At 67.5% G+C, this 26,366-nt stretch carries 24 protein-coding genes and 1 tRNA gene; 14 read left to right on the top strand and 11 right to left on the bottom strand.

Annotation, left to right across the window (positions count from 1 at the left end; genetic code table 11):
* Position 1: 1 nt before the first annotated feature.
* The 3 genes from HEP75_RS15095 to HEP75_RS15105 all read left to right on the top strand — a co-directional run bounded on the left by HEP75_RS15095 (position 2) and on the right by HEP75_RS15105 (position 4,488).
* Positions 2-1,741 (top strand): peptidase M61, encoded by a 1,740-nt coding sequence (locus HEP75_RS15095; RefSeq protein WP_185824074.1) that lies wholly within the window; start codon positions 2-4, stop codon positions 1,739-1,741.
* Positions 1,742-2,056: 315 nt separating this feature from the next.
* A complete protein-coding gene (locus HEP75_RS15100; protein ID WP_185824075.1) occupies positions 2,057-2,521 on the top strand; it encodes a lysozyme inhibitor LprI family protein in 465 nt (154 codons plus the stop codon).
* 65 nt (positions 2,522-2,586) lie between these two features.
* On the top strand, positions 2,587-4,488 hold the full coding sequence (locus HEP75_RS15105) for an XVIPCD domain-containing protein (protein WP_185824076.1): 1,902 nt from the start codon (positions 2,587-2,589) through the stop codon (positions 4,486-4,488).
* 135 nt (positions 4,489-4,623) lie between these two features.
* On the opposite strand, the gene HEP75_RS15110 is transcribed toward HEP75_RS15105, so the two are convergent.
* The 6 genes from HEP75_RS15110 to murJ form a co-directional block, all read right to left on the bottom strand.
* Positions 4,624-4,699 (bottom strand) — tRNA-Thr (locus tag HEP75_RS15110).
* A 35-nt stretch (positions 4,700-4,734) separates the two neighbouring features.
* Positions 4,735-5,685 carry a 4-hydroxy-3-methylbut-2-enyl diphosphate reductase gene (ispH, locus tag HEP75_RS15115; RefSeq protein ID WP_185824077.1) on the bottom strand — a complete coding sequence of 317 codons (951 nt, stop codon included), beginning with the start codon at positions 5,683-5,685 and terminating at the stop codon, positions 4,735-4,737.
* Between the two features lie 8 nt (positions 5,686-5,693).
* Positions 5,694-6,197, bottom strand: coding sequence for a signal peptidase II (gene lspA, locus HEP75_RS15120; protein WP_185824078.1), 504 nt, complete (start codon positions 6,195-6,197; stop codon positions 5,694-5,696).
* Positions 6,198-6,300: 103 nt separating this feature from the next.
* Positions 6,301-9,132 carry an isoleucine--tRNA ligase gene (gene ileS, locus HEP75_RS15125; protein ID WP_185824079.1) on the bottom strand — a complete coding sequence of 944 codons (2,832 nt, stop codon included), beginning with the start codon at positions 9,130-9,132 and terminating at the stop codon, positions 6,301-6,303.
* Positions 9,133-9,138: 6 nt separating this feature from the next.
* Entirely contained in the window at positions 9,139-10,137 is a 999-nt protein-coding gene (locus HEP75_RS15130) for a bifunctional riboflavin kinase/FAD synthetase (RefSeq protein ID WP_185824080.1), read from the bottom strand.
* 269 nt (positions 10,138-10,406) lie between these two features.
* Positions 10,407-11,999 carry a murein biosynthesis integral membrane protein MurJ gene (murJ, locus tag HEP75_RS15135; protein ID WP_185816652.1) on the bottom strand — a complete coding sequence of 531 codons (1,593 nt, stop codon included), beginning with the start codon at positions 11,997-11,999 and terminating at the stop codon, positions 10,407-10,409.
* Between the two features lie 116 nt (positions 12,000-12,115).
* On the opposite strand from murJ, the gene rpsT reads away from it, so the two are divergent.
* Positions 12,116-12,388: a 30S ribosomal protein S20 gene (rpsT, locus tag HEP75_RS15140; protein WP_003469619.1), complete on the top strand. Its 273-nt coding sequence runs from the start codon at positions 12,116-12,118 to the stop codon at positions 12,386-12,388.
* A gap of 124 nt (positions 12,389-12,512) precedes the next feature.
* On the opposite strand, the gene cgtA is transcribed toward rpsT, so the two are convergent.
* The 3 genes from cgtA to rplU all read right to left on the bottom strand — a co-directional run bounded on the left by cgtA (position 12,513) and on the right by rplU (position 14,418).
* On the bottom strand, positions 12,513-13,586 hold the full coding sequence (gene cgtA, locus HEP75_RS15145) for an Obg family GTPase CgtA (protein ID WP_185824081.1): 1,074 nt from the start codon (positions 13,584-13,586) through the stop codon (positions 12,513-12,515).
* Positions 13,587-13,809: 223 nt separating this feature from the next.
* Positions 13,810-14,085 carry a 50S ribosomal protein L27 gene (gene rpmA, locus HEP75_RS15150; RefSeq protein WP_003479072.1) on the bottom strand — a complete coding sequence of 92 codons (276 nt, stop codon included), beginning with the start codon at positions 14,083-14,085 and terminating at the stop codon, positions 13,810-13,812.
* A 12-nt stretch (positions 14,086-14,097) separates the two neighbouring features.
* A complete protein-coding gene (rplU, locus tag HEP75_RS15155; protein WP_003468913.1) occupies positions 14,098-14,418 on the bottom strand; it encodes a 50S ribosomal protein L21 in 321 nt (106 codons plus the stop codon).
* Positions 14,419-14,711: 293 nt separating this feature from the next.
* Between rplU and uvrA the strand changes: the two genes are divergently transcribed.
* Positions 14,712-17,678, top strand: coding sequence for an excinuclease ABC subunit UvrA (gene uvrA, locus HEP75_RS15160; protein WP_185820678.1), 2,967 nt, complete (start codon positions 14,712-14,714; stop codon positions 17,676-17,678).
* Positions 17,675-18,103 (top strand): thioesterase family protein, encoded by a 429-nt coding sequence (locus HEP75_RS15165; protein WP_185824082.1) that lies wholly within the window; start codon positions 17,675-17,677, stop codon positions 18,101-18,103. Before uvrA ends, HEP75_RS15165 begins: the two co-directional genes overlap by 4 nt.
* A 267-nt stretch (positions 18,104-18,370) precedes the next feature.
* On the opposite strand, the gene HEP75_RS15170 is transcribed toward HEP75_RS15165, so the two are convergent.
* Positions 18,371-18,856 carry a copper chaperone PCu(A)C gene (locus tag HEP75_RS15170; RefSeq protein ID WP_255423870.1) on the bottom strand — a complete coding sequence of 162 codons (486 nt, stop codon included), beginning with the start codon at positions 18,854-18,856 and terminating at the stop codon, positions 18,371-18,373.
* A gap of 48 nt (positions 18,857-18,904) precedes the next feature.
* Here HEP75_RS15170 and HEP75_RS15175 point away from each other — a divergent pair, with 48 nt between their 5' ends.
* From HEP75_RS15175 to HEP75_RS15185, 3 genes are all read left to right on the top strand, one after another.
* Positions 18,905-19,684 (top strand): enoyl-CoA hydratase/isomerase family protein, encoded by a 780-nt coding sequence (locus HEP75_RS15175; protein ID WP_185824083.1) that lies wholly within the window; start codon positions 18,905-18,907, stop codon positions 19,682-19,684.
* A 72-nt stretch (positions 19,685-19,756) separates the two neighbouring features.
* On the top strand, positions 19,757-20,668 hold the full coding sequence (gene tesB / locus HEP75_RS15180) for an acyl-CoA thioesterase II (RefSeq protein WP_185813516.1): 912 nt from the start codon (positions 19,757-19,759) through the stop codon (positions 20,666-20,668).
* 10 nt (positions 20,669-20,678) lie between these two features.
* On the top strand, positions 20,679-21,191 hold the full coding sequence (locus tag HEP75_RS15185) for a DUF2007 domain-containing protein (protein ID WP_185824084.1): 513 nt from the start codon (positions 20,679-20,681) through the stop codon (positions 21,189-21,191).
* A 369-nt stretch (positions 21,192-21,560) separates the two neighbouring features.
* On the opposite strand, the gene HEP75_RS15190 is transcribed toward HEP75_RS15185, so the two are convergent.
* Entirely contained in the window at positions 21,561-22,166 is a 606-nt protein-coding gene (locus HEP75_RS15190; protein ID WP_185824085.1) for an EF-hand domain-containing protein, read from the bottom strand.
* A gap of 214 nt (positions 22,167-22,380) precedes the next feature.
* Between HEP75_RS15190 and HEP75_RS15195 the strand changes: the two genes are divergently transcribed.
* The 5 genes from HEP75_RS15195 to HEP75_RS15215 all read left to right on the top strand — a co-directional run bounded on the left by HEP75_RS15195 (position 22,381) and on the right by HEP75_RS15215 (position 26,362).
* Positions 22,381-23,142: an arginyltransferase gene (locus HEP75_RS15195; protein WP_185824086.1), complete on the top strand. Its 762-nt coding sequence runs from the start codon at positions 22,381-22,383 to the stop codon at positions 23,140-23,142.
* Between the two features lie 199 nt (positions 23,143-23,341).
* Positions 23,342-24,565: an endonuclease/exonuclease/phosphatase family protein gene (locus HEP75_RS15200; RefSeq protein WP_185824087.1), complete on the top strand. Its 1,224-nt coding sequence runs from the start codon at positions 23,342-23,344 to the stop codon at positions 24,563-24,565.
* 150 nt (positions 24,566-24,715) lie between these two features.
* A complete protein-coding gene (locus HEP75_RS15205) occupies positions 24,716-25,099 on the top strand; it encodes a roadblock/LC7 domain-containing protein (RefSeq protein WP_221899272.1) in 384 nt (127 codons plus the stop codon).
* A gap of 10 nt (positions 25,100-25,109) precedes the next feature.
* Positions 25,110-25,610, top strand: a complete 501-nt coding sequence (locus HEP75_RS15210; RefSeq protein WP_185824089.1) for a PAS domain-containing protein — start codon at positions 25,110-25,112, stop codon at positions 25,608-25,610.
* On the top strand, positions 25,607-26,362 hold the full coding sequence (locus HEP75_RS15215; RefSeq protein ID WP_185824090.1) for a PhnD/SsuA/transferrin family substrate-binding protein: 756 nt from the start codon (positions 25,607-25,609) through the stop codon (positions 26,360-26,362). The genes HEP75_RS15210 and HEP75_RS15215 overlap by 4 nt, the downstream gene beginning before the upstream one ends.
* Positions 26,363-26,366 lie beyond the last annotated feature (4 nt).

A 26,366-nucleotide genomic window follows, 5' to 3' on the forward strand; every position in this document is an offset into this window, starting at 1 on the left:
GATGAAGATGCCACGCCACCGCTACCTGTTCCTGGCCCTCGCCGCGGCCGCGTCTCCGGCCATGGCCGCGACCGATGCGCCGTACGCGATCACCATCCACGCGCAAGCGGACACCGCCGGCAGCAGGATCGAAGCACTGCTGGTGGACGAAGCCATCCCGCTGCCGGCCACCCCGGCCGGCACCACCGTGCTGGCGATGCCGCACGTGACCAGCAACGTGCCCACCATCGCTGCCAGCGTTGGCGAACTGGCCGCGCGCGACGACCGCGGCGCGTTGCAGCTGCGCTATCGCGACCAGGGCGAAGGCCCAGCCCGGCAGCGCGAGTGGTACGCCAATCGCGCTGTCGCCGGCATCCTGCGTTTCTCTTATCGCGCGGCGATGACCGAAGCGCTGGCCGCGCGCGGCGCCGCACCGCCGATCGAACTGCGCAGCGAGGAAGGCGCGTTCTCCGGCGCCGGCGCCACCTTCCTGCTGCATCCGACCAGCGGCCGGCACGACATCGACCTGCACTGGGACCTGTCGGCACTTGGCGCAGGCGCGCACGCCGTCAGCAGCCTGCAGGACCGCAACGCCCACGACGTCGGCATGGAAGCGCTGGACAGCAGCTACTTCATGGCCGGCAGGATCGGCCTGTACCCGCAGGCGCCCGACGCCACCGGCTTCTTCTCCGCCTGGCAGGGCAACACCCCGTTCGACGCGGAAAAACTGCTGACCTGGACCCAACGGCTGCGCCAGCACTACCAGGCGTTCTTCGCCGTGCCGGCCACGCCCTACGGCGTGTTCCTGCGCCGCAATCGGGTCAACCCCGGCGGCGGCATGGGCATGTACAACTCCTTCGTCGTCACCTACGACGACGACCGCGGCAACGACCCGCAACAGCTGGAACTGACCCTCGCCCACGAGATGTTCCACACCTTCCAGCCGCACATGAGTTCGCAGTACGACGGCGAAAGCCTCGCCGATGCCTGGTTCAACGAAGGCACGGCGGTGTTCTACCAGGCGCGCCTGCCGTTCCGCTACGGCATGATCGACGCCGACGCGTTCCTGAAGGACCTCAACTACACCGCCGCCCGCTACTACACCAACCTTCTCGGCAGCGCCCCCAACAGCGACGTGGCGACGAAGTTCTGGCAGGACACCCGCATCCGCACCCTGCCCTACGACCGCGGCTTCCTGTACTTCGTCACCGTCGACGACGCCCTGCGCAAGGCCAGCGGCGGCCGCAAATCCCTGGACGACCTGATCCTGGCGATGCTGCATCGCCGGCAAGGCGACAAGCCGCTCGGCATCGCCGACTGGGAAGCACTGCTGCGCGACAACCTCGGCGAAACAGCGGTCCGCCAACTGCACGCCATGCTCGACGGCGCCGCACCGCTACCGGCCAGCGACGCCTTCGGCCCCTGCTTCGAACGCATCTCCCAACCCATGCGCCGCTACGAACTAGGCTTCGCCCCCGCGGTGCTGACCGAATCCCCACGCATCGTCCGCGACCTGATCCCCGGCTCGGCCGCTGCCAAGGCCGGCGTGCGCAACGGCGACGAAATCACCCGCCCGGTCGGCCAGGATCAGTTGCAGGGCGAACAGGACGGCATCCTCACTTTGCAGTTGCTGCGGGATGGCAAGCCGTTGACGGTCTCGTACAAGCCACGCGGCGAAACCGTGGCGACGTGGCAGTGGAAGCGCAAGCAGGGCCCTGGGGAAACCACTTGCTCGCTGCCTGCTACTACCCAGGCGCAATGATCGATCGACGACTGCCCCGGTCGTCAGTTCGACGGCAGTTCTTTGTCTTGTTACGACCCGGCATGGATTGCCCCGGGGCAGCATAGGCCTCGACGGGAAGAAGCGTCGCAGAACAGAAAATCAACGCCATCCGCTGATGCCCAACATCTGACCGACAGCGACATCGTCAATCCCGGACTCCAAACACCAAGGCTCGAACAGCTATCGGGATGTTCTCCGATGCCACAGTAAGGAAAATCCTACACCGAACAAGTGGAACCGGGGTCAATCTCTGACTAGACTGCCCTCCACAGGACATCAAGATGGAGGCTCCCCATGGCAACCGGAATCTGCTCAAAAAGAACAGCCGGTGCAGTCGCAGGTATGTTCCTGGCGATGTGTTCTGGGTTGGTTGCATGCGCCACCCACCAATCCACGATTATGGAGGAGCTCTCCAGCCGCAGCCGAATCCCCCCAACAGAACTGCAGCAGCTACTAAATGACTGTGATCGAACACAGCTCAGCATGAACATCTGCGCTTTTCGAGACTTTGTCGCATCAGACCTCGACCTCGATGCTGCACTCAAGGCCAAGCGGGAATCCTTGCCACAATGTCGAGTCCAGATAGATGGTGCTCAAGCCGCTTGGGAAGCTGAGCGTGACAAAGCATGTAACGAAGAGACGGAAGCAGAAGAAGGGGGCTCGATGCGCCCCATGCTTATCAGCGCTTGCAAAACCACAGCTACCAGAGCGCGAGTAGTATTTGTGAAGGAAATGAAATCGTGCCCGGGAGGGCAATAGAGAGAAAATCTTCGTTACCCTAATAATTGCACGGATATCAGTTAAACAGGCCAAAGGAGAGGCACATGCCAATCAACTACCAGGAGCGGACAGAAGAAGAGTATCGCCGCCGCGCCAGCGTGATGATCCAGAACTTTGAAGGCTACCGCGCTGGGCCATACGACGCAGGCGATAACATGGCCACGATTGGATTCGGCTATACATTCAACCGTAGCAACAATTTAGAGCTATGGGATCGAGCAGGCGTACAGCTGTCCCAAGCAGAACGCCAGCAATTGAGAGCTATTGACGCAGCGCCAGCCGGCCAAAAAACTGCGATGGGACTCGCATTTGGCGTCCAAATTACTCAAGAAGAAGCTAGGAGCTTGTTGGAGAATGCCAGCCTCTCAAGATACGAAGGGCATGCAACCAATCTAAACATGCCCTTTTCGGATGAGCGGGCGGCGGTGGTGTCAATCACATATAACCGCGGAACCGGGCGCATGGCAACCCACATGCAAGGGTTCAACGATGCGATCAGTGATGGCGACCGCGCGGAAGCATGGTATCAGGTGCGATACAACAGCTTCGGCACAGCCGCAATTGGCACCAACAACGAATTTGGTATTCGCGCGCGCCGCAACATGGAGTCCCAGATTTTCGGCCTCTACGATGACCCGCTAAATGTCACCCCTGAGGAGGCCCGCAACGTCTATAGGATGTTCCAGCTTCATCGCGACGACATTTTGGAGAACGAACGAAATTGGGGAGTTGACCTGGATGGTAATCAGGCCAGAAGAAGCGCCATTGCGCAGGCCGACGCCAACTACCCTGACCTAATACAAGAGTATGGGCATGTTCAGACCCTCGCTTCCGCCCTAGAGCCTGCCAGAAACAAACTACTGGAAGAACTTAGAACAGAAAATCCTGAGTTGGCGGATCGGTTACGAAATGAAGATTTCGCCACCACTGCAATCTATCTTGATCCAGGAAGAGAACTTCGTACCGGCAATCTTCGCCCAGACCAGCGCAACAATACCTCTCAAGCAGTCGACGAAAATCATGCCACGACCATAGATTCCAAAAGGATGCGTGGCAATACAGAAGTCGAAAGCAACGACTTGCTGATTGGCGGAGGCGGTGACGACACCCTGCGCTCCCACCGTGGTAACGACATCCTGATCGGCGGGCAGGGCCGCGACCGGATGGAAGGTGGCGAAGGCCACGACACATACGTGATCGGCGCCGGCGACACCGTGAAGGACAGCGACGGCCTGGGCGAAGTGCGCTGGGGCGGGCAGGAGCTGACGGGTGGCAGACGCTCGGAATCCGATCCCGCCAATACCTACCGCAGCGAAGATGGGCGCTTCATCTACACCCTGGAACACGACAACCTCTCGATCACCGACACGCAGGCCTCCGATCAGGCGCCACGGGAACGGGCGGTCATCGAGAATTTCCAGAGCGGTCAGCTTGGGATCACCCTGAGCGGACCGGGCGGTGGCGACGCACGCCCTCAGGCAGCCCCGCAAAAACATAGCGGCGGGCCCGACCCGTCCGGCCCAAGGCCCGAAGATGCCGCGATGGTGGAGCAATTACGTTCATCTGTCGCCGGACTCGATGAAAAGGCCAACAAGCCTTGGAACGAGCTCAGTGACCGGATGGTCGCCAGCGCATACAAGATGGCGGTGGAGGCGGGATTCAAACCCGATGACAAAGTGGCGGTTGCGTTGAACCTGCCTACAGCCACGCAATCGGCAGGCGAAACCATGTTCGTCATGCGTTCCGGCCCTGGAGCATCGCCCGATCCCTACGCCAACCGAGCTCAAATGCCGACGAGCGAGGCGCTGGCCGCATCGGCGCAACAACAATACCTGGCTGCCAATCAGACTCGCGATATGCAGGAGCAGTCCCGTTTGCAAGAACTCGCGCAAGCGCATGATCGCGGTCCGGATGATCCAAGCAAGAGCGGGCCGAAAATGGCGTGAACAGACTCAGGCAATGTGAAAAATGTGAGCACACTCAGCAGCAGCCAACTCGCTCCCGACTCATCAATTCTTGAAACCAAACTCGAACAATGCCAACAAAAAACCCCGACCAAGGCCAGGGTTTTTCGCTGCATCTGGTGCCGGAAATAGGAATCGAACCTACGACCTACGCATTACGAATGCGCCGCTCTACCAACTGAGCTATTCCGGCTGAACCGCCAATTCTAGGGGGGCGCCGGCCGCCGGTCAATTGACCAGGCGCAGGCGCAGTTCCTTGGGCAGGGCGAACACCATCGACTCCGGTTCGCCCGCCAGTTCGCCGACGCCGTCGGCTCCCAGCTCGCGCAGCCGCGCGATGACCCCATCCACCAGCACCTGTGGGGCGGAGGCGCCGGCGGTCAGGCCGATGCGGTGTTTGCCGGCGACCCAGGCCGGGTCGATCTCCTCGGCGCCGTCGATCAGGTAGGACTCCACCCCGTCGCGTCGCGCCAGCTCGCTGAGCCGGTTGGAATTGGAGCTGTTCGGCGAGCCGACCACCAGCACCAGGTCGCATTGCCTGGCCAGGTCGCGCACCGCGTCCTGGCGGTTCTGGGTGGCGTAGCAGATGTCGTCGTTCTTCGGTCCCTGCATCGCCGGGTAGCGCTCGCGCAGCGCGTCGATGATGCCGCGGGTGTCGTCCACCGACAGCGTGGTCTGGGTGGTGTAGGCCAGGTTCTCCGGCTGCTGGATGTCCAGCGTGGCGACCTGTTCGATGTCCTCGACCAGGTAGATGCGCCCGGCGCCGCGTTCGCGGTTCCACTGGCCCATCGTGCCCTCCACTTCCGGGTGGCCGGCGTGGCCGATCAGCACCACGTCGCGGCCGGCGCGGCAGTGCCGGGCCACTTCGAAATGGACCTTGGTGACCAGCGGGCAGGTCGCGTCGAACACTTTCAGCCCGCGCCGCTCGGCCTCCTGGCGCACCGCCTGGGACACGCCGTGGGCGCTGAAGATGACCGTGTTGCCGTCGGGCACCTCGTCCAGTTCCTCGACGAAGATCGCGCCGCGCTGCTTCAGGTCGTCGACCACGAAGCGGTTGTGCACCACCTCGTGGCGCACGTAGATCGGCGCGCCCAGGGTCTCGATGGCGCGTTTGACGATCTCGATCGCACGGTCGACGCCGGCGCAGAAACCACGGGGATTGGCGAGCAGGACGTCCATGGCTCCAATTATCCCGCTTTTCGCTTCGACTTGCCGTCGAACACGCCGAACAGGGCGATGCCCACGGCACCGGCGACGATCGCCGAGTCGGCGATGTTGAACGAGGGCCAGTAGTGCTCGCCCACGTACCACTGGATGAAATCGACCACATGGCCGTGCATCAGCCGGTCGATGACGTTGCCGATCGCGCCGCCGATGACCAGGGCGTAAGGCATGGCGCTGCGCCAGTCGCCGCGCGGGGTGCGCGCCAGCCACCAGGCCAGCAGGCCGCTGATGCCCACCGCCAGCGCGGTGAAGAACCACAGCTGCCAGCCGCCGGCCTGGCTCAGGAAACTGAACGCGGCGCCGGTGTTGTAGGTGCGGTACCAGTTCCAGAAGCCGTCGATCACCGGCACCGCGGTGAACTCGGGCAGGCTGGACAGCACCCAGGCCTTGCTCCACTGGTCCAGGCCGATCACCAGCGCGGACAGCAGCAGCCAGATCAGCGCGGAGGGTTTGGGTCGTACGGTCATGCGCGGGGTCCGCCTTGGGCGAAGGATGGGTATGAAAGACAACGACGCGGCGTAAGTCACGACGGCGACGGCGAAGGCACCGCCGCCGCCGCGCAGGAACGGATCAGAACCAGGTGCGCTCCTCGCCCGGTCCGTCGATGTTGCCGACGCAGCGGCCGCACAGTTCCGGGTGCGCCGGATCCACGCCCACATCGGCGCGGTGGTGCCAGCAGCGCACGCACTTCTGCTTGCCGGTGGCCTGGGCGCTGACGAAGATCTCGTCGGTACTGGCTTCGCGCACCACCACGTCGCCGCTGATGAACAGGAAGCGCAATTCCTCCTGCAGCGGCTGCAGCTTGGCGGCCGTGGCCGCGTCGGCGGCGACGGTGATCTCCGCCTCCAGCGCCGCGCCGATCACGCCGTTGCCGCGCATCGGCTCCAGCACCTTGGCCACCTGCTCGCGCAGCGCCAGCAGTTGATCGAAATCGGCCGCGCTCAGCGGCGCATCCTCCGGCAGCGGCGCCAGGCCTTCGTACCAGGTCGCGAACAGCACGTTGCCGACGTGCGCGCCGGGCAGGTAGCCCCACAGTTCGTCGGCGGTGAAGCTCATGATCGGCGCGATCCAGCGCACGAACGCTTCGGCGACATGGAACATCGCGCTCTGCGCCGAACGCCGGCCGTGCGAGTCCTCCGGCATCGTGTACAGCCGGTCCTTGGTCACGTCCAGGTACAACGAACCCAGGTCCACGCTGCAGAAGTTCAGCAGCGCCTGCACGATCGCGGCGAAGTCGTAGCGCGCGTAGGCGGCCTTGATCTGCTCCTGCACCTCGTAGGCGCGATGCACGATCCAGCGGTCCAGCGCCACCAGTTCCGGCAGGGTGCGCAGGTGCGCGGCCGGATTGAAGCCGTGCAGATTGCCGAGCAGGAAGCGCGCGGTGTTGCGCAGGCGCCGGTAGGCGTCGGAGTTGCGCTTGAGGATCTCCTGCGACAGCGACATCTCGTTGCTGTAGTCGCTGGAGGCGATCCACAGGCGCAGGATGTCCGCGCCCAGGGTCTTCATGATGTCCTGCGGCTCGATGCCGTTGCCCAGCGACTTGGACATCTTGCGGCCGTGCTCGTCCACGGTGAAGCCGTGGGTCAGGCACTGCCGGTACGGCGCCGCCTGGTCCAGCGCCACGCCGGTCAACAGCGAGGACTGGAACCAGCCGCGGTGCTGGTCCGAACCTTCCAGGTACAGGTCGGCCGGCTTGGGAATGCCGCGCTCGGCCAGCACCGCCTCGTGGGTCACGCCCGAATCGAACCACACGTCGAGGATGTCGGTGATTTTGTCGTAGTCGGCGGCTTCGTCGCCGAGCAGTTCGGCGGCGTCGAGCGTGTACCACACGTCCACCCCGCTCTCCTCGACGCGGTCGGCGACCTGGCGCATCAGTTCGGTGCTGCGCGGATGCGGCTCGCCGGTCTCGCGGTGCACGAACAGCGCGATCGGCACGCCCCAGGTGCGCTGCCGGGAGATGGTCCAGTCCGGACGCCCGGCGACCATGCCGGCGATACGCGCCTGGCCCCAGGACGGATACCAGTGCACGCCCTCGATCGCCTTCAGCGCGTCGGCGCGCAGGTTGGCCTGCTCCATCGAGATGAACCACTGCGGGGTGGCGCGGAACGCGATCGGGGTCTTGTGCCGCCAGCAATGCGGGTAGCTGTGGACCATGCTCGCGTGCGCCAGCAGCGCGCCGCGCGCGGCGAGCACCTCGGCGATGGTGTCGTTGGCCTTCCAGATGTGCAGCCCGGCCAGCACCACGCCGTCGGCCGGCGGGGTCGAAGGCAGATACACGCCGCGGCCGTCGATCGGATTGATCTGCGCGGCGGTATAGCGCTCGATCAGCCCGTACTGCTTGGCCGCCACGTAGTCTTCCTGGCCGTGTCCGGGTGCGGTGTGCACCGCGCCGGTACCGTCCTCGTCGGAGACGTGGTCGCCCAGGATCAGCGGAATGTCGCGCTCGTCGTAGAACGGATGCGCCAGCAGTTGGTTTTCCAGCGCTGCGCCAGCGACACGACCATGCACCACCACCTCGGCCACGCCGTAGCGCTGCAGCGCGCGCTCGGCCAGCGCATCGGCCAGCACCAGCCAGCGGCGGCGGCCGTCGTGCGCCGGGCCTTCGACCAGGGCGTAGCTCAGGTCCGGCCCCAGCGACACCGCCAGCGAGGCCGGCAGCGTCCATGGCGTGGTGGTCCAGATCGGCACCGCGACTTCGACACCTTCCGGCAGCGCGACGCCGAACGCGGCGGCCAGCGCCGCGCCATCGCGCGCGGTGTAGGCCACGTCCACGGTCGGCGACTGCTTGTCGGCGTATTCGATCTCCGCCTCGGCCAGCGCCGAGCCGCAATCGAAGCACCAGTGCACCGGCTTCACGCCGCGGGTCAGGTGGCCGTTGTCGACGATCCGGGCCAGCGCGCGCATCTCGTTGGCTTCGAAATGGAAGTCGAGCGTGCGGTACGGGTTTTCCCAGTCGCCGATCACGCCCAGGCGCTTGAAATCGCGGCGCTGGATGTCGATCTGCTCGTTGGCGTACTCGCGGCATTTCTGCCGGAACTGCGCCGCATCCAGCTTGACCCCGACCTTGCCGAACTTCTTCTCGATCGCGATCTCGATCGGCAGGCCATGGCAGTCCCAGCCCGGGATGTACGGCGCATCGAAGCCGGCCAGGTACTTGGACTTGACGATGATGTCCTTGAGGATCTTGTTGACCGCGTGGCCGAGATGGATCGCGCCGTTGGCGTACGGCGGGCCGTCGTGCAGCACGAACAGCGGCCGGCCCTGGGCGTTGTCGCGCAGCTGCGCGTACAGCCCCTCGCTCTCCCAGCGGGCCAGCGTGTCCGGCTCGCGCTTGGGCAGATCGCCGCGCATCGGGAAGTCCGTCGCCGGCAGATTGAGGGTGGCTTTGTAGTCCTGGGTCACGGGGATTTACCGGTTGTCTTCATTGGAGAGTCCGCGTATGGAGGCGCGGGCTTGTGCGAGCGGCAGCGTGGTCCGCTGCGCGGACGCGAGCAGGCGCCGGGCCAGTGCGGCGTCGCGGTGCATCTGTTCGGTCAGCGCCGGCAGATCGGAAAATTTTTCTTCGTCGCGCAACTTGGCGACGAATTCCACAGAAATGTGGCGCCCGTACAGGTCGCCGTGGAAATCGAACAGGTGCGCTTCCAGCAGCGGCTCCACACCCTGCACCGTCGGCCGCGTACCGAAGCTGGACACCGACGGCCACGGCTGCTCAGTCACTCCATGCACCCAGGTCGCGTAGATCCCCGACAGCGCCGGCGTGCGCGGGAAGCGCAGGTTGGCGGTGGGATAGCCGAGGGTGCGCCCGAGCTGCTTGCCGCGCACCACGCGGCCGTCGATCGCGTACGGGCGGCCGAGCAGATCGGCGGCGTGGGCGAATTCGCCGGCCACCAGCAGTTCGCGGATGCGGGTGCTGGAGATGCGTTCTTCGCGCAGGTGCACCGGCTCGATCTCGCCGGCGGAAAAGCCCAGTTGCGCGCCCATCTCGCGCAGCAGCGCGATGTCGCCGCCGCGCTTGTGGCCGAAACGGAACGCCGGCCCGATCCACACTTCGCGCGCCTGCAGCCGATCGACCAGGGTGCGTTGCACGAAATCCTGCGCGCTCATCGACGACAGCCGCCGGTCGAAGCGCAGCAGGCCCACGCTGTCCACGCCGAGCTGCTGCAGGCCTTCGACCTTGGCCCGCGCCAGGGTCAGCCGCGGCGGCGGCGCGGCCGGCGCGAAGAACTCGCGCGGCAGCGGCTCGAAGCTCAACGCCACCGCCGGCACGCCCAGCGCGCGGGCACGCGCCAGCGCATGGCGCACCAGCGCACGGTGGCCCAGATGCAGGCCATCGAAGGCGCCGATGCAGACCACGCTTCCCTGCGGGAACAAAGTCCCGCCCTCGACGTCTCTAAACAGCCTGCTCATTCCTCGGTCCGAAGCGCCGGCGCTGGAGTGCGCCAGCCGATGATGCGTAACCGTCGAGTATAGCGGGGAGTGGCAAGACCCGGGACAGCAGGGCCGCCGGAGGAACCCCCGCCAAACGATCGGTCCGGGGCGGGCAAGCACCGCTCTTCTGTAGGAGGGGCTTCAGCCCCGACGCCTTACCGGCAGAGCGTCGGGGCCTGAAGCCCTCCCACAGAAAGCGCAAATGCCGCACTTGCGAATCCCCAATCCCGAATCCCCAATCCCGGCCCCTAATGCTCGCGCAGATCCCGCGGCCGGAACCCCAGCGCCAGCAACGCCAGCAGATACACCAGCCCACCACCACATACCAGCGCCAGCAGGCTGCCGATGCGGTGCCACTTGTCCATCGTGGTGAACCCCGGCAACCAGTGCAGGCCCAGCCCCAGCACCGCGGCCATCGCCGCGCAGGCCACGCCCAACCGCAGCAGATAGCCGGCCCAGCCCGGCCGCGGCCGGTACACCTCGGCACGGCGCAGCCAGCGCCACAGCAGCGACAGGTTGATGTAGCTGGCCACCGCGCTGGCCAGGCCCAGCGCCAGGTGCAGGCCCGGCACCGCCGCCAGCGCCGCGCGCACGCCCTGCGCGCGCAGCTCGGCCGGCACCCACAGGTGGTACAGGATCGCCAGGAACAGCAGGTTCAGCACCATGTTGGCGACCAGCGCGACCACGCCGGCGCGCACCGGGGTGCGCGTGTCCTGGCGCGAGTAGAACGCCGGCAGCAGCACCTTCAGCAACGCGAACGCGGGCAGGCCGAAGCTCAGCCCGAACACCGACATCGCCGCCATGCGCGTGTCGAACGCGGTGAACTTGCCGTACTGGAACAGCGTGGCCACCAGCGGCTGGCTCAGCAGCATCAGCCCCAGCATCGCCGGCACCGCGATCAGCAGCGTGGTGCGCAGGCCCCAGTCCAGCGCGTTGGAGAAGCCGACATGGTCGGTCTTGACGTGGTGCCGCGACAGCGCCGGCAGGATCACCGTGCCCAGCGCCACGCCGAACACGCCCAGCGGCAGTTCCAGGAAGCGGTCGGCCTGCGACAGCCAGCTCTGCGAGCCGGCGAACAGGAACGAGGCGATCACCGTGTCCAGCAGCAGGTTGATCTGCGCGATCGAGGAGCCGAACAGGGTCGGCACCATCAGCGTCAGCACCCGGCGCACGTCCGGATGGCTCCAGCCCCAGCGCGGCAGGGTCAGCAGGTCGATGCCGCGCAGCGCCGGCAACTGGAACAGCAGCTGCAGCAGCCCGGCGACCAGCACCGCCCAGCCCATCGCCAGGATCGGCACCTCCAGCTTCGGCGCCAGCCACAGCGCGCCGGCGATCATGCACAGGTTGAGGATCACCGGCGTCAGCGCCGGCAGGCCGAAGCGGTTGAAACTGTTCAAGGCACCGCCGGCCAGCGCGGTCAGCGACACGAACAGCAGGAACGGGAAGGTCAGCCGCAGCAGATCGACGATCAGCCCGAACTTGGCCGGATCGTCGCTGGAGCCGGGATTGAACAGCAGCGCCACCTGCGGGGTGAAGATCAGCCCCAGCGCGGTGACCAGCAGCAGGATCCCGCCCAGGGTGCCGGACACCCGCGACATCAGCGCGCGCAGGTCGGCGTGCGGCCGGGTTTCCTTGACTTCGGTGAACACCGGCACGAAGGCGGTGGCGAACGAGCCTTCCGCGAACAGCCGGCGCAGGAAGTTCGGAATGCGGAACGCGACCCAGAAAGCGTCGGTGGTTGCGTTGGCGCCGAACGAAATGGTGATAGCCTGATCGCGTACCAGCCCCAGCACGCGCGAGACCATGGTCATGCTGCTGAACGAGAGTAGCCCGCGGAGCATGCGCGGCGTGCTCATGCAGCGACCCTCTTGACAATTGGCTTGACGCAGTTGTTTAGAACCTTCATACTCTCCCGCTTGTTTTTATCCACCACACAGCTTTCCAGGAAACCACCACCGTGGCCAATATCAAGTCCGCCAAGAAGCGCGCCAAGCAGACCGTCGTGCGCAACGCGCGCAACACGGCTCAGCGTTCGATGCTGCGCACCGCCGTCAAGAAGGTCATCAAGGCCCTGGACGCCAACGACGCCGCCGGCGCCGAAGCCGCTTTCGCCGTTGCCCAGCCGATCCTCGACCGTTTCAGCTCGCGCGGTCTGATCCACAAGAACAAGGCTGCGCGCCACAAGAGCCGCCTGACCGCCCGCATCAAGGCGATCAAGACCGCCGCCTAACCGGCTGCGGTCGTTGCCGGAAGCGCTCGCGCTTCCGGCACTACGAAAAAGCCCGGCCTCGGCCGGGTTTTTCGTGTGCGTGCGATCCGCTGGCGACAACCGCGCGCCGGGCCGGTCGCCGCGCTCAGAGCGCATCGGCGGCCGGAGCAGCATTGGCGGCCGTTTCCAGCGCATCCTCGCGCTGGCGGTCGAAGAACGCCATCACGTCCTTCATGATCGGCCAGGTGCCGTCGCGGCCCAGTGCCGACACCAGGTACCACGGCTGGGTCCAGCCGAGTTCGGCGACGACCTGCTCGGCCAGCGTGCGCGCCTCGTCCTCGAATAGGAGGTCAGCCTTGTTCAGCACCAGCCAGCGCGGCTTGGCCAGCAGCTCCGGGTCGTGCTTTTCCAGTTCGCGCTCGATCGCCCGCACCTGCTCGGTCGGCGACACGCCATCCACGCCGCCTTCCATCGGCGCCAGGTCCACCAGGTGCAGCAGCAAGCGGGTGCGCTGCAGATGGCGCAGGAACTGCGCGCCCAGGCCGGCGCCGTCGGCCGCGCCCTCGATCAGGCCGGGAATGTCGGCGATCACGAAGCTGCGGTAGGCCTCGACACTGACCACGCCCAGGTTCGGATACAGCGTGGTGAACGGATAGTCGGCGACCTTCGGCGTGGCCGCGGACACCGCGCGGATGAAGGTGCTCTTGCCGGCATTGGGGAAGCCGAGCAGGCCGACGTCGGCGAGCAGCTTCAGCTCCAGCTTCAGCGCACGCTCCTCGCCCTCCTCGCCCGGCGTCGCCTTGCGCGGCGCGCGCGTCACCGAGCTCTTGAAATGCATGTTGCCCAGGCCGCCCTTGCCGCCCTGCGCGACCAGCAGCTTGTCGCCGTGCGCGACCAGGTCGCCGATGGTCTCGTCGGTATCGACGTTGATCACCACGGTGCCGACCGGCACGGTGATGACCAGGTCTTCGCCGGCCTTGCCGTACATCTGCCGGCCCATGCCGTTCTCGCCGCGCTGCGCACGGAACGCGCGCTGGTGGCGGAAATCGACCAGGGTATTGAGGTTCTCGTCGGCGACCAGCCACACGCTGCCGCCGTTGCCGCCATCGCCGCCGTCCGGCCCGCCCAGCGGGATGAACTTCTCGCGACGGAAGCCGATGCAGCCGTTGCCGCCATTGCCGGCACTGACCTGGATTTCTGCTTCGTCTACCAACTTCATGATTTTGGGATTCGCGATTCGGGATTCGGGATTGGAAAAACACCGGCCACCGCAGTTTAGCGGCCCCGATAAACCGAGGTGACGGCAAGGACTTGAAGCGATCCGCCGTTGCGAATCCCCAATCCCCAATCCCGCCATCCCGGCCCTCCAACGAAAAACCCCGCCGAAGCGGGGCTTTCGTCAGCAAGCCCGCGCCGTGGCGCAGGCCCTGGAGGCGAAACGCTTACGCCTCGGCGGTAGCCGCTTCGGTCACCACGCTCACGGTGCGACGCTTCTTGGCGCCCTTCACCGAGAACTCGACCTTGCCGTTCACCAGCGCGAACAGGGTGTGGTCGCGGCCCAGGCCGACGCCCGAACCCGGGTGGAACTGGGTGCCGCGCTGACGCACGATGATGTTGCCCGCCTCGATCGCCTGGCCGCCGAAGATCTTCACGCCCAGGTATTTCGGGTTGGAGTCGCGGCCGTTGCGCGAGGAACCTACGCCTTTTTTATGTGCCATGACTGCTGCTCCTTACTTCTTTTCGCCACCGGCAATGCCGGTGATCTCGATTTCGGTGTAATGCTGACGATGTCCCTGACGCTTCATGTGGTGCTTGCGGCGGCGGAACTTGATGATGCGCACCTTGTCGGCACGGCCATGGGCCACGACCTTCGCGGTGACGGTGGCGCCGTTCAGCGCGTCACCGAGCTTGATGCCGTCGCTGTCGCCCAGCATCAGGATGTTGTCGAACTTGATCTCGTTGCCGGCTTCGACTTCGAGCTTTTCCACGCGGAGCGTTTCGCCCTGCGCGACGCGGTATTGCTTACCGCCGGTTACCAGTACTGCGTACATGACCAGACTTCCTCTGTAGTTATTGTGGTCGCCCCTGCCGTGCCTCTTCGGGCAGACAGGAGCGGAATTGTAATGGCTTCAGCGGGTTAGGGTCAAGTCCCCACCCCGGCGCGGGCGCGGTCCCGGCGCCACGTCACGATTGGCTGAACCGGCCAGCCGCGGCAGCCCCCGAATCCTGGCAAATCCGGCAATTGCCCCCACCTGACAAGCTGGGTACGCTGATCGATTGCCGTCCCCTCTCCGCCCCCACGCTGGCCCTGGCTGACGCCCGGCCGGTACAACACGGACCCCTCATGGCGATGGATTTCATCCGCATCCGCGGCGCGCGGACGCACAACCTCAAGAACCTCGACCTCGACCTGCCGCGCGACAAGCTGATCGTGATCACCGGCCTGTCCGGCTCGGGCAAGTCGTCGCTGGCGTTCGACACCATCTACGCCGAAGGCCAGCGCCGCTACGTGGAGTCGCTGTCGGCATACGCGCGGCAGTTCCTCAGCGTGATGGAAAAGCCCGACATCGACCACATCGAAGGCCTGTCGCCGGCGATCGCGATCGAGCAGAAGTCGACCTCGCACAACCCGCGTTCCACGGTCGGCACCATCACCGAGATCTACGACTACCTGCGCCTGCTGTACGCGCGCGTCGGCCAGCCGCGCTGCCCCGACCACGGCTATCCGCTGGAGGCGCAGACGGTCAGCCAGATGGTCGACCACATCCTGGGCCTGGACCCGGAGCAGCGCTACATGCTGCTGGCGCCGGTGATCCGCGACCGCAAGGGCGAGCATGCGCAGGTGTTCGAGCAGCTGCGCGCGCAGGGCTTCGTGCGCGTGCGCGTGGACGGCGAGCTGTACGAGATCGACGCGGTGCCGGCGCTGGCGCTGCGCCAGAAGCACACCATCGAGGCGGTGATCGACCGCTTCCGCCCGCGCGAGGACATCAAGCAGCGCCTGGCCGAGAGCTTCGAGACCGCGCTGAAGCTGGCCGACGGCATGGTCTCGGTGCAGTCGCTGGACGACACCGCGGCCGCGCCGCACCTGTTCTCCTCCAAGTACAGCTGCCCGGTCTGCGACTACTCGCTGCCGGAGCTGGAGCCGCGGCTGTTCTCGTTCAACGCGCCGATGGGCGCCTGCCCGAGCTGCGACGGCCTGGGCGTGGCCGAGTTCTTCGATCCCGAGCGCGTGGTGGTGCATCCGGAGCTGTCGCTGTCGGCCGGCGCGGTGCGCGGCTGGGACCGGCGCAACGCCTACTACTTCCAGCTGATCGCCTCGCTGGCCAAGCACTACAAGTTCGACGTGGACGCGCCGTGGCAGTCGCTGCCGGCGAGCGTGCGCCAGGCGGTGCTGTACGGCAGCGGCGACGAGACCATCACCTTCACCTACTTCACCGATGCCGGCGGCCGCAGCCAGCGCAAGCATCGCTTCGAAGGCATCATCCCCAACCTGGAACGCCGCTACCGCGAGACCGAATCGCCGGCGGTGCGCGAGGAACTGGCCAAGTACATCAGCCAGCGGCCGTGCCCGGACTGCAAGGGCGCGCGCCTGAACAAGGCCGCGCGCAACGTGTTCGTCGCCGACCGTCCGCTGCCGGACCTGGTGGTGCTGCCGATCGACGACGCGCTGAACTTCTTCCGCCAGCTCGACCTGCCCGGCTGGCGCGGCGAGATCGCCAGCAAGATCGTCAAGGAGATCGCCGAGCGGCTCGGCTTCCTGGTCGACGTCGGCCTGGATTACCTGACCCTGGAACGCAAGGCCGACACCCTGTCCGGCGGCGAGGCGCAGCGCATCCGCCTGGCCAGCCAGATCGGCGCCGGCCTGGTCGGGGTCATGTACGTGCTCGACGAGCCGTCGATCGGCCTGCACCAGCGCGACAACGAGCGCCTGCTCGGCACGCTGACGCGGCTGCGCGACCTGGGCAACACGGTGATCGTGGTCGAACACGACGAGGACGCGATCCGCCTGGCCGACTACGTGCTGGACATCGGCCCTGGCGCCGGCGTGCACGGCGGCGAGATCGTCGGCCAGGGCACGGTGGCGGACCTGCTGAAGGCGCCGCGCTCGCTGACCGGCCAGTACCTGTCCGGCAAGCGCCGCATCGAGATCCCGGCCAAGCGGCACAAGGCCAATCCGAAGATGACCCTGCATCTGCGCGGGGCCACCGGCAACAACCTCAAGAACGTGGACCTGGACATCCCGGCCGGGCTGCTGACCTGCGTTACCGGCGTGTCCGGCTCGGGCAAGTCGACACTGATCAACGACACCTTGTTCACCCTGGCCGCCAACGAGATCAACGGCGCCTCGCATACGGTGGCGCCGTACCGCGAGATCGAACACCTGGACCTGTTCGACAAGGTGGTGGACATCGACCAGTCGCCGATCGGGCGCACCCCGCGCTCCAACCCGGCCACCTACACCGGCCTGTTCACGCCGCTGCGCGAACTGTTCGCGCAGGTGCCCGAGTCGCGCGCGCGCGGCTATTCGCCGGGACGTTTCAGCTTCAACGTGCGCGGCGGCCGCTGCGAGGCGTGCCAGGGCGACGGCCTGATCAAGGTCGAGATGCACTTCCTGCCCGACGTGTACGTGCCCTGCGACGTATGCCACGGCAAGCGCTACAACCGCGAGACGCTGGAGATCCTGTACAAGGGCTTCAACATCAACGACGTGCTGCAGATGACCGTGGAGGACGCGCTGCGGCTGTTCGAGCCGGTGCCGACCATCGCGCGCAAGCTAGAGACGCTGGTCGATGTCGGCCTGAGCTACATCAAGCTCGGGCAGAGCGCGACCACGCTGTCCGGCGGCGAAGCGCAGCGGGTGAAGCTGTCCAAGGAACTGTCGCGCCGCGATACCGGCCGCACCCTGTACATCCTCGACGAGCCGACCACCGGCCTGCACTTCCACGACATCGAGGCGCTGCTGGGCGTGCTGCACAAGCTGCGCGACGAAGGCAACACCGTGGTCGTGATCGAGCACAACCTGGACGTGATCAAGACCGCGGACTGGGTGGTGGACCTGGGTCCGGAAGGCGGCCATCGCGGCGGCACCATCCTCGCCACCGGCACCCCGGAGGACATCGCCGCGCATCCGGATTCCTACACCGGCCATTTCCTGGCCAAGCTGCTGCCCGCCGGCACCGTGGCAAAGCCGACCAAACCGGCGGCGATGGCCAACAAGCCCGACGCGCTGCCGCCGCGCAAGAGCAAAGCCGAGAAGGCCGCCGCCAAGAAGGCGGCCAAGAAGACCACGACCAAGAAGGCCGCACGATGAGCGCATCCCCCGCCGATTCCTCCCCCTCGTACAAGCCGCTGGCGCGCGTGCCGATCAGCGTGCGCTGGCGCGACATGGACAGCATGGGCCACGTCAACAACGCCAAGTACATCTCCTACCTGGAAGAAGCGCGCGTGCGCTGGCTGCTGCAGGTGGAAGGCTTCTCGATGCGCAACCGCATCGCCCCGGTGGTGGCCGCGACCAACGTCAACTACCGGCGCCCGATCGTGTGGCCGAACGACATCGTGGTGGAGCTGTTCGTCGAGCGCATGGGCAGCAGCAGCATCACCGTCGGCCACCGCATCGTCGACCAGAAGGACGACAGCGTGCTGCATTCGGACGGCAACGTGGTGGTGGTGTGGATCGACACCGAAACCGGCAAGAGCGCACCGCTGCCGGACGAGATCCGCGCGGCCTGCGGCTGATTGAAACGCCGGGATTGGGGATGACCAGCCGTTCGGCTGTGGAAAGCCGGAATTCGGGATTGGCAGACCCACGCAAGATCGCTTTTGCGAATCCCAAATCCCCAATCCCCGCCCTTGTAGGAGCGGCTTCAGCCGCGACAGGCACCATCCGAAATCCTGGCACCGAACCGGTCGCGGCTGAAGCCGCTCCTACAGGAAAGCCAGGATGCAGCGCACTCGGGACCATCCCCCGGGTCCCCGGTCCCGAGTCCCGAGTCCCGCCAAAAGCTACGGCTTGCTCGCACTCACCTTCAACGCGCCCTGCACTTCGCGCCCATCCTCCAGCACGAAGCTGATCGGCAGACTCGCCCCCTCGCGCAGCGGCTGCGCCGGCTGCATCAGCATCAGGTGCAGGCCGCCGGGCTGCAGCACCGCGTCGGCGCCGGCGGCCAGCGGCAGGCGCTCGAGCTCGCGCATCTTGCTGACCCCGTCCACCTGCGTGCTCTGGTGCAGGCTCACGTCGGCGAACGCCGGGCTGCGCACCGCCACCACCGCCAGCGCCTGCTTGCACGGGTTGTGCAGGCGGCCGAAACCGGCGGCCATCGGCATCGCCGCGTTCGGCGGCAGCCGCACCCAGCCCGCCTGCAATTGCGGCAGACAGCCAGCGGCCTTGGATGCGGCCGGCGCCGCCAAGGCGGCCCCCGGCGCCGAAACGGCCAAACACGCCAGCCCGATGGCCAGCCCCCGTACGCATGCGGATGGTTTGAGCTTCATGGCTCTATGATAGCGGTCCCGCCCCGCGCCGCCTTCGGAAGCTTTCGCATGACCTCGCTGATCCAGGTTCTCGACCACGGCCCCATCCGCCAGCTGCGCCTGGCACGCGCGCCGGTCAACGCGCTCGACACCGCCCTGTGCGCCGAACTGGCCGCGGCGATCGCGCAGGCGCAGGCCGACGCGGTGCACGCGCTGGTGCTGTCCGGCAGCGAACGCATCTTCTCCGCCGGCATGGACGTGCCGCACCTGCTCGGGCACGGCGACGACCGCGCCAAGCTGCTCGACAGCTGGCAAGCCTTCTTCGGCGCGGCGCGCGCACTGGCCAACAGCGCGATCCCGGTGGTGGCTGCGCTGACCGGGCACGCCCCGGCCGGCGGCTGCGTGCTGGCGCTGTGCTGCGACTACCGGGTGATGGCGCGCAGTCCCGAGCCGGCGCATCCGCTCAGCATCGGCCTCAACGAGACCCAGGTCGGCCTGGTCGCGCCGGAAGGCATCCAGCACCTGCTGCGGCGCGTGGTCGGCGCCCACCGCGCCGAGCGGCTGCTGGTCGGCGGCGATCTGGTCAGCGCCGAGCGCGCGCTGGAGATCGGCCTGGTCGACGAACTGGTGGACGCCGAACTGGTCGTCGCGCGTGCGGTGGCCTGGCTGCAGGAACTGCTGCAGCGGCCGCGGCAGCCGATGCTGCAGACCCGCGCGATCGCCCGCGCCGACCTGCACGCCGCGCTGGCCGACGAGCACATCCAGCTCGAGCGCTTCGTCGACAGTTGGCAGGCGCCGGACACCCAGGCCGCACTGCACGCACTGGTGGCCAGGCTGGGCAAGCGCTGAGCCGCGCCTGCACGCAGGCGGGCGCGGACGGCCCGGTATAATCGTCGACACTCATTGCCCAGGCCCCGCCTCTTGTCCGCCAAGCCGCCCGCTCCCGTCGTCTCCGAACTGATCGAACTGCTGTCGCTGGAACGGCTGGAGGACAACCTGTTCCGCGGCCAGAGCCGCGACATCGGCACCAAGTACGTGTTCGGCGGGCAGGTGCTGGGGCAGGCGTTGTCGGCGGCGCAGGCGACGGTGGACAACGGCCGCCGCGCGCATTCGCTGCACGCCTATTTCCTGCGCGCCGGCGACATCGACCATCCCATCGTCTACGACGTGGACCGCACCCGCGACGGCGGCAGTTTCTCGGTGCGCCGGGTCACCGCGGTCCAGCACGGCAAGGTGATCTTCTTCTGCGCCGCCTCGTTCCAGGAGCAGGAAGACGGCGCCACGCATCAGCTGAAGATGCCGGAAGTGCCGCAGCCGGAAGACATCGAACCGACCCAGGCGGCGCGCCCGGACGTGCTGGCGACGCTGCCGACCAAGGTGCAGCGCTGGCTCTCGCGCGGCGGCCCGTTCGAGTTCCGCCACGTCTACCCGCGCGATGAACTCAACCCGCCCAAGCGCCCGCCGTTCCAGCAGATGTGGTTGCGCCTGAGCGAGCCGGTCGGCGACGCGCCGGAACTGCACCAGGCGCTGCTGGCCTACGCCTCGGATTTCCACCTGCTCGGCACCGCGACCTTTCCGCACGGCATCAGCTACTACACGCCGAACGTGCAGATGGCCTCGCTCGACCACGCGCTGTGGTTCCACCGCCCGTTCCGCGCCGACGACTGGCTGCTGTACTCGCTGGACAGCCCCAGCGCGCAGGGGTCGCGCGGGCTGGCGCGCGGCCAGTTCTTCACCCGCGACGGGGTGCTGGTCGCCAGCACCGCGCAGGAAGGCCTGATCCGCGTGGTGCCCGAAGCCGGCGCCGCGGCGCAGGTTCCGGCCAAGGACTGAGGCGACGACGATGCGGCAGATCTTCAGCAGTCAACGCGTGGAAACCGCCGAAGGCGTGGCCAAGCTGTTGCGCGAGCAAGGCATCGAGGTGCGGCTGAGCAACGGCCGTTCCTATCGCAGCCGGCGCAGCGGCCAGTTCAGCTACATCGACCCGGTGGCGACCCAGGTGCAGCCGACGGTGTGGGTGGTGCACGCCGACGACCAGCCGCGCGCGCGCGCCTTGCTGCGCGAGTCCGGCCTGATCGACAGCACCCGCCAGGACCCGGCGCAGACGCTGCCGTACCTGAGCGAATTCCGCTCGCAGGCGGTACCGGACAACGGCAAGCGCTGGGCGTGGCGGCTGCGCGTCGCGCTGCTGCTGGCGATCGGCGCGGTGGCGCTGGTGACGGTGCTGCGTCATCGCGGCAACCAGACCCCCGCCCCCGCTCCGGCCGCAGCGCCAGCCGCCGCACCGCCGTCGCAACCGGCGCAAGACAGCGACGAAGTGCGCGTGCGGGTGCAACCGGCGCAGCGCGGCAACTGAGCCGTCAGCAGCAGCGAAGGCATGCTGTTTTTGCAGGGTTTGGAGTGGCCGCTGACGATCGACGGCCGCCGAAGCCGGCGATTGAAACCGCTCGCGATCGCCTGGCTGCACTGCTGGCTGGCTGCACTGTAGGAGGGGCTTCAGCCCCGACAGGCTGCCGAAGTTCTCCACTTCGCCAAGGTGCCTGTCGCGGTTGAAACCGCTCCTACAGGAGCATGGCGTTTGGCCCGGTGTGCCGCGAGTCCGCTGCGTGGACAAATAAAAACGCCCCTGCGCATCGCTGCGCAGGGGCGGTTGTCGATCGGCGCCTTGTTGCTGTTGCTTGTTGCTTATTGCCTGTTGCGGATTGTCTGTTGCGTGGTGGAACGATCAGTTCGCGTCGGGTGCGGCCGGCATCGGCTTCGCGCCATGCTTCTGACCGGGCTTCTGGCCGGGCTTGTGCATCCACATCGACTGCGCCGCATCGAACTCGGCGCGGCTGAGCATGCCGTCCTTGTTGGTATCGGCCTTGGCGAACCATGCGTCGCGATGCTGCTTGGCGCGCAGCTCGAAATCGGCGCGATCGACGAAGCCGTCCTTGTTCGCGTCCATCTTGTCGAAGCGCTCGGCGAACTTCGGATCGGCCTTGGCCTCGTCGCGGCTGATGCGGCCGTCCTTGTTGGTATCCAGCTTGGCCCACATCGCGCCGTGGTCGCCGCGTCCGCCGCGCTCGCCGTGACGGCCATGGCGCGGGAACTCGTCGGGGCTCAGCTTGCCGTCGTGGTTCTTGTCCATCGCGTCGAAGTGCTCGGCCAGGCGCGGGTTGGCCGCAGCCTCGCTGCGATCGACGACGCCGTCGCCGTTCTTGTCCAGCTTGGCGAACCAACCGGCGTCGGCCGGCGCGGCGGAATCGGCCGGGGGCGGATTGGCGGCATAGGCACCGCCGGACAGCACGGCGAGCATGGCCAGGGCGAGCAGCGGATTGCGGTAATTCATGGAAAACTCCCTGAGGGAAAGGAAGACACCTGCCGGCGCGGAAAGCGCGTGCGGCAGTCACCAGCGCAGCAGCGACGGACCGCAAAGCGGGCCGGCGCAGCGGCGCCTTCACTGCAATCAACGCCCCGTTGCAGGCGCGGTTGACCCGCGCCGGGGCGCATTCATGCGGCGGACAGTCGCGGCCGCTGCGATCGCGAAGCGCTATGCTCGGTGCATGGCCATCCACACCGACGCCAGCGACGACCTGCGCCTGTTCCAGACCGGCCAGCACGCGTGCGGCTATTGGCCCGAGCGGCAGGCGCGCGATCTGGTGCTGGACCCGCACGACCCGCGCCTGGGCGCGCTGTATCCGCTGGCGCTGAGCTGGGGGTTCCGCCGTTCCGGCGACCTGGTCTACCGGCCGCATTGCGACCACTGCCGCGCCTGCGTGGCGGTGCGCATCCCGATCGCCGAGTTCGTGCCCGATCGCAGCCAGCGCCGCTGCCTGGCGCGCAATGCCGACATCGACACGCGCATCGTCGCCGCCGAACGCAACGAGGAACAGTTGGCGCTGTACCAGCGCTACCTGCGCATGCGCCATCCGGGCGGCGGCATGGATGCGCACGGCGCGCACGAGTTCGACCAGTTCCTGATCGGCCGCTGGTCGCATGGGCGCTTCCTGGAGATGCGCCAGAAGACCGCGGACGGACAGCGCGGGCCGCTGCTGGGGGTGGCGGTCACCGACATCGCCGAGCAGGCCCTGTCGGCGGTCTACACCTTCTACGATCCCGACGTCGCCGCGCGCGGGCTGGGCACGCTGGCGATCCTGCAACAGATCGCCTGGGCCAAGCGCGAAGGCCTGAGCCATCTGTACCTGGGCTACTGGATCCGCGGCCACCAGAAGATGGACTACAAGCGCCGCTTCCGGCCGCTGCAGGCCTACGACGGGCGCACCTGGCGCGACTTCGACGACAGCGCCGGCCGCCTCGGCGACTGATCCTGCCGCCAGTCGAGCGCGCTGCGCGCAACACATGCGCCGACCCGCCCCGCTGCAACACTGCAGGAGGGGCTTCAGCCCCGACCCGACCCCATCCGAAGCCGCGAACAACCGCGGGCACCGCATCACCGCGCAGTGCCGACCCGCGCACCGCCACCGCGCCATCGTTCCGCCATGCGCCGCATGCGAACATGCGCGCATGAACCCACGCGCCCTGTTGCTCGCCCTGACCCTGCTGTGCGGCGCCTGCTCGCACACCGGCTCCGCCCCGACCGCCACCACGCCCGCGCCGCCCGCCGCCGCGGCGCTGCGCCTGGCCACCTTCAACACCTCGCTGAATTCGGACGAGGACGGCGGCCTGATCGCCGCGCTGCAGGGCGACAGCGCGCAGGCGCGCAAGATCGCTGCGGTGCTGCAGCAGGTGCGCCCGGACCTGGTGCTGCTCAACGAATTCGACTACGACGATGCGCACCGCGCCGCCGACCTGTTCCAGCAGCGCTACCTGGAAGTCGCCCAGCCGCTCGGCGGCGCCGCGTTGCACTACCCGTACCGCTACCTGGCGCCGGTCAACACCGGCGTGCCCAGCGGGCTGGACCTGGACAACGACGGCAGCGTCGGCGGCGACGGCCGCGCGCGCGGCAACGACGCGTGGGGCTACGGCCTGCATCCCGGCCAGTACGGCATGCTGCTGCTGTCCAGGTATCCGATCGACGCCGCGGCGGTGCGCAGCTTCCGCCTGTTCAAGTGGAGCGCGATGCCCGGCGCGTTGCGCCCGACCGTTCCGCCCGACGGCCGCCCGTTCTACAGCGATGCGGTGTGGGCGCAACTGCGGCTGTCGTCGAAATCGCATTGGGACGTGCCGGTGCGCACGCCGCTGGGCTTGGTCCACGCCCTGGTCGCGCATCCCACGCCGCCGGTGTTCGACGGCGCCGAGAAGCGCAACGCCGCGCGCAACCACGACGAACTGCGGCTGTGGCGCGAGTATCTGGACAACAACGCCAGCGCGACATGGCTGTGCGACGACGCCGGCCGTTGCGGCGGCCTGGCCGCCGATGCGCGCTTCGTGATCCTGGGCGATCTCAACAACGACGTCATCGACGGCGAAGGCCGCCACGATGCGATCCGCGCGCTGGTCGAGCACCCGCGCGTGCTGCGCTACCCGACTCCGCACAGCGCCGGCGGCGAAGAAGCCGCGCGCGCCTATGCCGCGCACGGCATCGCCCACCGCGGCCCGCCGCAACAGGTCACCGGCGATTTCGGGCCGAAGGCCGGCGCGATGCGGCTGGACTACGTGCTGCCGTCCAACGGCTTCCGCTACCTGGACAGCGGCGTGTTCTGGCCGGCCTCCAGCGTCCGGGCCGCGGCGATCGCCGACGGCAGCGACCATCACCTGGTGTGGGTGGATGTGGCTGGGGAGCCGTGATTGGGGAGTCGGGATTAGGGATTGGTGGCGCCGGCGGGCGGCCGGCAACTGAGCTGATCCGGACTTTGGGGGTCGCCGCACCCCGGCCTTGATCCAGATCAAGGGCAAGACCGCGCAAACGCTATCCAATGCATCCCGCACCCCGTCGGGATGCGTCATCGGATAGCGAGCATGCGAACGCAACAGCTGCAACAGGCGCTGGAGGGACTCAACGGCGCCACCGCCGACATCGAGGCCTCGGCGCTGATCTCCCTGGATGGCCTGATGATCGCCTCGGCGATGCCGCAGGGCATGGACGAGGACCGCGTCGGCGCGATGTCGGCAGCGCTGCTGGCGCTGGGCGAGCGCAGCGCGCGCGAACTGGCGCGCGGGCCGCTGGAGCGGGTGCTGATCCAGGGCGAACTCGGCTACGTGATCATGAGCGCGGCCGGACGCGAAGCGGTGCTGACCGTGCTGGCCAAGCCCAGCGCCAAGCTCGGCCTGGTGTTCCTGGACATCAAGCGCGCCGCCCACGCGCTGCAGCAGATCCTCTAGGAGCTCCGCCATGCCGCTGCCGCCGATGGATCCGCCGCACGAACCGCACCGCAGCGCCGAGCTGCGCTACCACGACGGCAGCCGTCGCCTGGTGTACTGGAGCGAACGTGAAGTGGCCTATCCGGACGGGCGCCTGATCGTCTCGCGCACCGACCTGGACGGCGTCATCACCCACGCCAACGACGCCTTCGTCGAACTCAGCGGCTGGCCGCGGGCGACGCTGACCGGCGCGCCGCACTGCATCCTGCGCCATCCGGACATGCCCAGGCGCGCGTTCGCCGACCTGTGGGACACAGTGCTGGGCGGCGAAAAGTGGCACGGCTACGTCAAGAACCTGCGCCGCGACGGCGCCTGTTACTGGGTCTACGCCACCGCGCTGCCGAACGTGCGCAACGGCCAGGTGGTCGGCTTCACTTCGGTGCGGCGCAAGCCCTCGCGGCGGCGCATCGACGCGCTGCAACCGCTGTACGCGCAGTGGCTGCAGAACGAACGCGCGGAGGCCCCGGCATGAGCCTCGATTTCCTGGTCGCGCCGGATTTCGCGCCGGAGAACTTCGGCGGCTGGTACCTGCTCAGCACCGTGCTGCAACGCCGCGCCGGGGTCGGCCTGCACCTGCTGATGCCGGCCGATGCCGCCGAGCAGAAGCAGTTGCTCGACCGCAGCGTGGTCGATCTGGTGTACGCCAGTCCGTTCGACGCCAGCGCCTTGATCCGCACGCGCGGCTATCTGCCGGTCGCCCGCCCGCGCGGGCATGCCGACGAAGTGGTGATCGCCGCCGCCACGGACACGCCGGCACGCTGCGTCGAAGACCTGGCCTACGGCTGCCGCATCGCGCTGACCGACAACCACGACGTGCGCCTGATCGCGCTGCGCCTGCTGGAGCCGGCCGATCTCGATCCCGACCGCATCGCCTGGCGCCCGGCCAGCAGCTATGCCGCGGTGGCGCGGCTGCTGCTGGAAGGCGAGGCCGATGCCGGCCTGTTCCTGGCCGACGCCTATCACCGCCTGTCGCGACTCACCCGGGAACGGTTGCGGCCGCTGGTGCAGAGCGCGCTGTGCGACATCGGCCATGTGCTGCTGGCGCACCCGCGGATCGCCGCGCAGGTGCCCGCGCTGCAGGCGCAACTGCTGGCGCTGGGCGATGCCGTGCACCGCGAGGACCAGGGCGTCCTCGATGCGCTCGGCCTGGAGCAGGGCTTCGAGGCGATGGCGATGGAAGACGCGGAATTCATGATCGACCTGATCGACACCTTGCTGGACTGAGCGC

It is taken from the genome of Xanthomonas sp. SI (assembly GCF_014236855.1).
In the GTDB taxonomy this organism is placed as follows: Bacteria; Pseudomonadota; Gammaproteobacteria; order Xanthomonadales; family Xanthomonadaceae; genus Xanthomonas_A.

Coding starts and splice junctions, on each gene's coding strand:
- HEP75_RS15130 (WP_185824080.1), bottom strand. CDS start 10,137: ATGAGCAGGCTGTTTAGAGACGTCGAGGGCGGGACTTTGTTCCCGCAG.
- ispH (WP_185824077.1), bottom strand. CDS start 5,685: ATGGACGTCCTGCTCGCCAATCCCCGTGGTTTCTGCGCCGGCGTCGAC.
- rplU (WP_003468913.1), bottom strand. CDS start 14,418: ATGTACGCAGTACTGGTAACCGGCGGTAAGCAATACCGCGTCGCGCAG.
- rpmA (WP_003479072.1), bottom strand. CDS start 14,085: ATGGCACATAAAAAAGGCGTAGGTTCCTCGCGCAACGGCCGCGACTCC.
- HEP75_RS15190 (WP_185824085.1), bottom strand. CDS start 22,166: ATGAATTACCGCAATCCGCTGCTCGCCCTGGCCATGCTCGCCGTGCTG.
- HEP75_RS15105 (WP_185824076.1), top strand. CDS start 2,587: ATGCCAATCAACTACCAGGAGCGGACAGAAGAAGAGTATCGCCGCCGC.
- HEP75_RS15205 (WP_221899272.1), top strand. CDS start 24,716: ATGCGTCATCGGATAGCGAGCATGCGAACGCAACAGCTGCAACAGGCG.
- lspA (WP_185824078.1), bottom strand. CDS start 6,197: ATGACCGTACGACCCAAACCCTCCGCGCTGATCTGGCTGCTGCTGTCC.
- HEP75_RS15165 (WP_185824082.1), top strand. CDS start 17,675: ATGAGCGCATCCCCCGCCGATTCCTCCCCCTCGTACAAGCCGCTGGCG.
- HEP75_RS15170 (WP_255423870.1), bottom strand. CDS start 18,856: ATGAAGCTCAAACCATCCGCATGCGTACGGGGGCTGGCCATCGGGCTG.
- murJ (WP_185816652.1), bottom strand. CDS start 11,999: ATGCTCCGCGGGCTACTCTCGTTCAGCAGCATGACCATGGTCTCGCGC.
- HEP75_RS15200 (WP_185824087.1), top strand. CDS start 23,342: ATGAACCCACGCGCCCTGTTGCTCGCCCTGACCCTGCTGTGCGGCGCC.
- HEP75_RS15215 (WP_185824090.1), top strand. CDS start 25,607: ATGAGCCTCGATTTCCTGGTCGCGCCGGATTTCGCGCCGGAGAACTTC.
- uvrA (WP_185820678.1), top strand. CDS start 14,712: ATGGCGATGGATTTCATCCGCATCCGCGGCGCGCGGACGCACAACCTC.
- cgtA (WP_185824081.1), bottom strand. CDS start 13,586: ATGAAGTTGGTAGACGAAGCAGAAATCCAGGTCAGTGCCGGCAATGGC.
- HEP75_RS15175 (WP_185824083.1), top strand. CDS start 18,905: ATGACCTCGCTGATCCAGGTTCTCGACCACGGCCCCATCCGCCAGCTG.
- HEP75_RS15095 (WP_185824074.1), top strand. CDS start 2: ATGAAGATGCCACGCCACCGCTACCTGTTCCTGGCCCTCGCCGCGGCC.
- HEP75_RS15185 (WP_185824084.1), top strand. CDS start 20,679: ATGCGGCAGATCTTCAGCAGTCAACGCGTGGAAACCGCCGAAGGCGTG.
- HEP75_RS15100 (WP_185824075.1), top strand. CDS start 2,057: ATGGCAACCGGAATCTGCTCAAAAAGAACAGCCGGTGCAGTCGCAGGT.
- HEP75_RS15195 (WP_185824086.1), top strand. CDS start 22,381: ATGGCCATCCACACCGACGCCAGCGACGACCTGCGCCTGTTCCAGACC.
- HEP75_RS15210 (WP_185824089.1), top strand. CDS start 25,110: ATGCCGCTGCCGCCGATGGATCCGCCGCACGAACCGCACCGCAGCGCC.